The following is a 6,827-nucleotide window of genomic DNA, read 5'->3' as shown; positions in this document are numbered from 1 at the left end:
GTCCCCGCGCATCAGCGTCACGCCGGCCGCATGCATGGCGACGTCGGTACCGGTCGACATGGCGATGCCGACATCCGCCGCCGCCAATGCTGGCGCGTCGTTGATGCCGTCGCCGACCATCGCAACCACCTGGCCGGCACGTTTGAGTTCCTCCACCTTGGCTGCCTTGTCGCCAGGCAGGACTTCAGCGATCACCTGCCGGATGCCGAGCGCGCCGCCGACAGCGGCGGCGCTGCCGCGGTTGTCGCCGGTCAGCATCACGGTATTCACGCCGAGGCGATGCAAGCGGTCGATGGCCTCCTTCACGCCGGGCTTGATGCTGTCGCCGAACGCAATGAGCCCTAGCAGGCGGGGCCGTTCGCCGGTTTCCGCCAGCCATGACACGGTGTGTCCGGAAGCCTGCAACCGTTCCGCGCGTTCCCGCAATGCTTCCAGTGAAATGTTCAGTTCCTGCATCAGCCGGGTGCTGCCGAGCCGCAGGTCCATGCCGTCAACCGTCGCTGCCAGCCCGCGTCCCGGAAGGGCTTTCAGGCCGATTGCCGGGGCTGCCGCCAGGCCCTCGATTCGTGCCGCATCCACCACCGCCTTCGCCAGCGGATGTTCGCTGCCTTGCTGGATCGATGCGGCGAGCCGCAGCAGTTCCTCGCGCATGATTTCGAACGGCACCATGTCGGCCACCACCGGCTTGCCTTCGGTCAGGGTGCCGGTCTTGTCGAACACGACGGTAGTGACGCCATGCGCGACTTCCAGCGCCTCCGCGTCCTTGATCAGGATGCCGTGTTTCGCGCCGATGCCTGTGCCGGCCATGATCGCCGTCGGCGTCGCCAGCCCCAATGCACAGGGACAGGCGATCACCAGCACCGCCACCGCATTGATGAGGGCGGTCTCGACACCGGCACCGGCGATCCACCAGCCGGCGAACGTGGCCAATGCGATCAGCAGCACCACCGGCACGAAGACCGCGCTGACCCTGTCGACGAGCCGTTGAATCGGCGCCTTGGCCGATTGCGCGCTCTCCACCAGCCGGATGATGCGCGCCAGCGTGGTCTCGGTACCGATCGCGCCGGTCCGCACCAGCAGCAAGCCATCGGCATTGATCGCGCCGCCGGTCACCTTGTCGCCCGGATGTTTCGGAACCGGCAGGCTTTCGCCGGTAATCAGCGATTCATCGGCCTGACTTTCGCCTTCGACGATGATGCCGTCGACCGGGATGCGCTCGCCGGGACGGATCACCACCAGGTCGCCCAGCCGCACCGCATCGACCGGGATGTCGGTATCGACGCCGTCCCGCCGCACGCGCGCCGTGTCCGGCCGCAGCACCTGCAATGCGCGGATCGCCGACGCGGTCTGGCGCTTGGCGCGCGCTTCCAGCCATTTGCCGAGCAGGACCAGCGTGATTACCACCGATGAGGCTTCGAAGTACAGATGCGGCATGCCGCCGTCGCGGCCGGCCCACAACTGATAGATGCTCAGGCCGTAGGCGGCGCTGGTGCCGAGCGCGACCAGCAGGTCCATGTTCCCGGTCCCAGCCTTGACCGCCTTCCAGCCCGCCTTGTAGAAGCGTGCGCCGAGCCAGAACTGCACCGGCGTCGCCAGCAAAAGCTGAACCCATCCGGGCAGCATCAGGTGTACACCCGCCAGTTCCAGCGCCATCGGTACCGTGAGCGGAAGCGACAGCAGGGCGGCCAAAATCACATGCCTTCCGCCATTGTCCTTCGGCTTGTTGATCTCCGCCGCCGTGCTGGCTGCTTTCTTGACGGACGCGTGATAACCCGCCTTTTCCACCGCGCCGATCAGGGCGGCAACGGATACGCCTTTGCCTGCAGCGACGCGGGCGCTTTCGGTTGCAAGGTTGACGCTGGCGGCCGACACCCCATCCACCTTCCGCAATGCCTTTTCCACGCGGGCGACACAGGAAGCGCAGGTCATCCCTTCGACATCCAGATCGAATTCTTCCTGTGCAACGCTGTAGCCGGCTTTCTCGACTGCCGCCTGCAAGGCGGCAACATCGACCGTCGTGTCGGCAACCACGGTAGCGGATTCGGTGCCGAGATTGACGCTCGCCTCCGTTACGCCGGGTACCTTGGCAAGCGCTTTTTCCACTCGCATCACGCAGGATGCGCAGGTCATGCCCTCGATGCCGACCGACAATGTATGCCGGCGCTCTGCGATGGCAGGTGATTCAAGCATAGTGTTCATGGTGATTCTCCTTGACGATCCATGACTGGTTAATCGTCAGTGTGGATCTTCCCATGATGGGAAGGTCAAGCATTTGATTCGCCTGCCGGCGATCGGCGCATCGCCAGCAGGTTTTGGCCTTCCGCAATATATGAAGCCAGTCTGTCCGAAAGAAAGCCGGGTAACTCCCGCTGGTCGGCCACCGTGAATCCGGCGCTCCGGTAAAAACCGACGAGATGAGTATATGGCAGGCAGTAGGCAATGCCTTCGTCCAGGAAGGGGATGCACGCCGACAACAGCCTCGATCCGATGCCGCGCCGCTGAAAGCCGTCCTGCACCTGCATGCCCCGCAATACCGTCAGGCCTCCTTCACCTTCGGGGCAAAGACGCACCGCGCCGACTACCTTGCCACCATCGGTCGCGATGAGGACGAGATCGTTATCGGCGACGCCGCCGGTATAACCGGATCGCGCATAGAGGCTTCTGACGTCATCGAACTGGTCTTTACGGGCGATGGAAATGTCGATCATGTTTCGGATAAGTCGTTGTAGAAATGGAAATATTTTCCTACACTGCCGGACACCGGAGCTGCCGTGTTCCGCTTTCGAAAGGATTCTCATGATACGACCCGTCGTCTGCGCGATCGTGCTTCCACTCTTTATCGGCTTCGCGGCTTCTCTGTCACCGTCTGCAATCGCGGAAGACGGGCCTATCCGGCAAAGGTTGAAGGAGCGCATGATGCAGCGTCAGCAGGAAAAGGCGAATGAGCACGAGAATGCCGCCGGCGCCGAGGCCAGGATTGTGAGGCCCGGCGACTATGAATTCACCATCCGGCATGACGGCCTCGAGCGCCAGTACCGCGTCCATGTGCCGGCAACATACCGCCCTGCGAACCCCGCGCCGTTGCTGGTGGCGCTGCACGGCGGCGGCGGAAATATGGATTTTCAGGCGGACGATGAACGGTATGGCCTGATCAGCAAGTCCGAAAGCGAAGGATTCATCGCCGTTTTCCCCAATGGATACAGCAAGCGGAACAGCGGTCGATTGGCCACCTGGAACGCCGGTACCTGCTGCGGCGCTGCGCGCGATGAAAACGTTGACGACGTCGGCTTCCTGCGCAGGGTCGTGGCGAACGTCACCCGCCAGATAAATATCGATCGCAGGCGCATCTATGCCACCGGCATGTCGAACGGCGGCATGATGTCCTATCGGCTGGCATGCGAGATGTCCGATGTGATCCGCGCCATCGCCGCAGTCGGCGGCACCGACAACACCACCGGTTGCCATCCGAAGCATCCCGTCGCGGTCCTGCATATCCATGCGCTGGATGATTCCCATGTGCTCTTCAACGGCGGAGCCGGTCCCGGCGTTCCCAGAAAAGCGGCGGTCACGGATTTCACATCGGTGCCGGATACGACGGCCAGATGGGCCGGCCTGAACAGCTGCGCCACTCCACCCAAACGCATCCTTGAAAAAGCCGGCGCCTATTGCGATCTCCATGCGCCATGCAGGTCGACGTCGGAAGTGCAGCTATGCGTTACCGAAACAGGCGGGCATTCATGGCCGGGTGCGGTAAGGAGCCGCGGCGATACGCCATCACAAGCGATCAATGCCAACGATGTGATGTGGGACTTCTTCAATCGGCAGTGAGCTGCCGGCTTGACGGCTCCAAACGGCTCGATAGTGTTCCGGTCGGGCCGGCTCCTTGCGGTCAATCGTCGTGCGAACAACATGCTGCTCGATCCTGGCCGGTTGCACGATCCAGCCAGGCGTGAGCAGATTGATGGAAAACGATTGCACTGACCGGTGTTCAATTCACTACAACTGCTTTGCTTCTCTGTCTGTTAAGCGTCAGCAGGCAGTCCTTGGCATGTCGGATCGATCCTACATCCCCGCCTGTCAAGGTTGACAGTTTTTGCTCCGGCTTCCGATTTCGTTGTTGACGTCGTGTTTCCCAATAGCAATAGTGAAGGCAAGCGCACGGCTTCTTCTCCCTGTCTGCAGCATTGCAGACGAAAGCCGAACGGCGTGCGTTGCCCGGCCCGGACAAAAGCAGTGCCACCAGCCGTGCCAGCAACGATGACAACAGCAACATTCAACGGAAAGGAAGTCCTGCATGAAAATAATGGAAACGAAACCAGTTCAAAAAAGGCGCATTGCATCCTGCCTCATGATGCTGGGAATGGTATTGATGATCTCGCCGGCTGTCGCCGCCGATTCGCTTCCCCCGGCCTTGCAGGCCAAAGTCGAGCAGTACAAGAAAAAAATGGCGGAGTGGGCCGCCGATCCGGCGATCGTCGCGGCGGTCAAGGAAGCCAACGCAAGAGGGAGCCTTGCAGGCATGTCCAACAGCAAGTGGCTGGAAGTCGATGAAAAAAGCCCGACATCCCAGGCATTCACCACCAGCAAGGCTGGCCTCATCATCAAGAAATGGGAAGAAGACAAGCAGATCAACAAGCTGGTCGTCCGCGATGAGAAGGGCAATCTGGTGGCGGCCAGCACCAAGCCGCTGCTATACAACAACGCGATACGGCCGGTGTACATCAACGCGATGAAAGGCGAACCGTGGGCGGCGGGCAATATCGCCCCTGATCCCACCACGCAGGTCAAGAGCGTGCAGGCATCTGCCCCTATCATGGATGGCGGCAAGGTGATCGGCGTGGTACACGCCGGCATCACGACCGAGTAATTTCCTTCCTGCCACGCGCATCCGCGCGTGGCCTCCTCTAATCGGAGATATCGATGAAACTCTTGGAGTCCCTGAGGGTCGGCCCCCGGCTTGCCATCGGCTTTGGCATCGTGTTGGTTCTGATGCTGATCCTGACTGGCGTTGCGATCAGCCGCATGTCATTCATTCGCGCCAGCCTGGACGGAATCGTGCAAGGCGATGCGGCCAAGCTCAGATTGGTGAACTCAATGCGCGATCTGGTCCGCTACCAATCGGTCACCGTGCGCGACGTGGTGATGCAGGACGATTTCGCCTTCAAGAAGAAGGAGCTGGCGTTGGCAAGGCAGGCGAAGGAAACCTACCAGGCGACGGTCGTGAAACTTGAAAAGCTGGACATCGGTCCTCAGGAAAAAGCGATTCTCGCCAAAGTGGCCGCCATCGACGGTAAAGTGCGCGAGGCGATGGACAAGGCGATCGACATATCGTTGAGCGGGGATCAGGCCGAAGCCGCCAACATGATCCGCGACCACGTAAGGCCGAGCCAGATCGAACTAATGGCCGCACTGGATACCCCGCTTGAACATGTAGAGGCCGGATCGCGCAGCGCAGCGACTGAAGCGGGAGAGATTTACAAGGGCGCGGTAACGTTCATGACAATACTGGGCATCGTCGCGCTCCTGGTCGGACTGGTTGCCGCCTACGCGATCACCCGCGGCTTGCTGAAGCAGCTCGGCGGCGAACCCGCGTATGCCGCAAAAATTGCGAATCAGATTGCGGCGGGTGATCTGGCCGTCGCCGTCGACATCAAGGAGAACGATCGCGGCAGCCTGTTGTTTGCGATGAAGGAGATGCGCGAAAGCCTTGCGCGAATCGTTAGCGAAGTGCGCAACAGCACCGATACGATCAACACCGCAGCCGGTGAAATTGCTTCCGGCAATTTGGATCTGTCGTCGCGCACCGAACAGCAGGCAAGCTCGCTAGAGGAAACCGCTTCATCGATGGAGGAGTTGACCTCTATCGTCAAGCAGAACGCCGACAATGCCCGGCAGGCCAACGGACTGGCGACGACCGCTACCGACGTCGCGCGAAAAGGCGGAGAGGTGGTTTCGGAAGTGGTGGGCACGATGGGCGCGATCAACGATTCGGCGAAGAAGATTGTCGACATCATCGGCGTGATCGACGGCATCGCTTTCCAGACCAATATCCTCGCGCTCAACGCCGCAGTCGAAGCCGCGCGCGCCGGCGAGCAGGGACGCGGTTTCGCGGTGGTGGCTGCGGAGGTGCGCAACCTCGCGCAGCGTTCGGCGGCGGCGGCCAAGGAAATCAAGACCCTGATCGGTGACTCGGTGGATAAAGTCGATGCCGGCGCCAGGCTGGTGGACCAGGCCGGCGCCACGATGGAGGAGATCGTCGGCAGCGTCAAGCGCGTGAACGACATCATCAGCGAGATCGCCGCAGCGAGCGCGGAACAGGCCGCCGGCATTGAGCAGGTCAACCAGGCGATCACGCAGATGGACCACGTTACCCAGCAGAATGCGGCACTGGTGGAACAAGCCACCGCTGCCGCTGAATCGATGCAGGAACAGGCGGGCAGCCTGTCGCAGATGGTCAGCGTGTTCAAGCTGGATGCAACCATGGGGCAGATGGCGGTGACCAGTTCCAAGCCTGTGAACAATGTTGCTGCGATAGCACCCGCCACCCCGGCAAAGGCTGCGAAGCTACCCAAGAAAGCAGCACCGCAACCCATTGCAAAGCAACCTGCGCGATTGAAGAAAATCGTCAATGCACCGGCTCTTGCCAACTCTGAGTGGGAAGAATTCTGATGCGAGCGAAACTTGCAAGCGGTCCGTCCTCGTTAAGCGCATTGCATGAGAATGGACATGACACCATGCGGATCTGAAAAGCAACAAAGAGATTTCACTAACAATATCAAAGCCGGAAATTTCCCTGTCAGGCTTGACAGGGGCGAAGCAAAATCAAC

Annotated in this window: 5 protein-coding genes; 3 read left to right on the top strand and 2 right to left on the bottom strand. The window is 61.0% G+C overall.

Going from position 1 to position 6,827, the window contains the following annotated elements:
* Nucleotides 1-2,199, bottom strand: a 2,199-nt coding sequence (locus tag VGU61_RS07030) for a heavy metal translocating P-type ATPase (RefSeq protein WP_326858395.1), incomplete at its 3' end; no start/stop codon positions are given.
* A 65-nt stretch (nucleotides 2,200-2,264) separates the two neighbouring features.
* Nucleotides 2,265-2,708 (bottom strand): GNAT family N-acetyltransferase, encoded by a 444-nt coding sequence (locus tag VGU61_RS07025; protein ID WP_326858394.1) that lies wholly within the window; start codon nucleotides 2,706-2,708, stop codon nucleotides 2,265-2,267.
* Nucleotides 2,709-2,796: 88 nt separating this feature from the next.
* Between VGU61_RS07025 and VGU61_RS07020 the strand changes: the two genes are divergently transcribed.
* The 3 genes from VGU61_RS07020 to VGU61_RS07010 all read left to right on the top strand — a co-directional run bounded on the left by VGU61_RS07020 (nucleotide 2,797) and on the right by VGU61_RS07010 (nucleotide 6,669).
* Entirely contained in the window at nucleotides 2,797-3,828 is a 1,032-nt protein-coding gene (locus VGU61_RS07020) for an alpha/beta hydrolase family esterase (RefSeq protein WP_326858393.1), read from the top strand.
* 520 nt (nucleotides 3,829-4,348) lie between these two features.
* Nucleotides 4,349-4,867 carry a PDC sensor domain-containing protein gene (locus VGU61_RS07015; protein WP_326858392.1) on the top strand — a complete coding sequence of 173 codons (519 nt, stop codon included), beginning with the start codon at nucleotides 4,349-4,351 and terminating at the stop codon, nucleotides 4,865-4,867.
* Nucleotides 4,868-4,920: 53 nt separating this feature from the next.
* Nucleotides 4,921-6,669, top strand: coding sequence for a methyl-accepting chemotaxis protein (locus VGU61_RS07010; RefSeq protein ID WP_326858391.1), 1,749 nt, complete (start codon nucleotides 4,921-4,923; stop codon nucleotides 6,667-6,669).
* The last annotated feature ends 158 nt before the right edge of the window (nucleotides 6,670-6,827 follow it).

Source organism: Noviherbaspirillum sp. (genome assembly GCF_035944575.1).
Lineage (GTDB): Bacteria > Pseudomonadota > Gammaproteobacteria > Burkholderiales > Burkholderiaceae_D > Noviherbaspirillum.
This window is presented reverse-complemented; position numbering and strand designations above follow the sequence as displayed.

Excerpts from the sequence above, each read along its gene's own strand:
- VGU61_RS07025 (WP_326858394.1), bottom strand. The coding sequence starts at position 2,708 with ATGATCGACATTTCCATCGCCCGTAAAGACCAGTTCGATGACGTCAGA.
- VGU61_RS07020 (WP_326858393.1), top strand. The coding sequence starts at position 2,797 with ATGATACGACCCGTCGTCTGCGCGATCGTGCTTCCACTCTTTATCGGC.
- VGU61_RS07015 (WP_326858392.1), top strand. The coding sequence starts at position 4,349 with ATGATGCTGGGAATGGTATTGATGATCTCGCCGGCTGTCGCCGCCGAT.
- VGU61_RS07010 (WP_326858391.1), top strand. The coding sequence starts at position 4,921 with ATGAAACTCTTGGAGTCCCTGAGGGTCGGCCCCCGGCTTGCCATCGGC.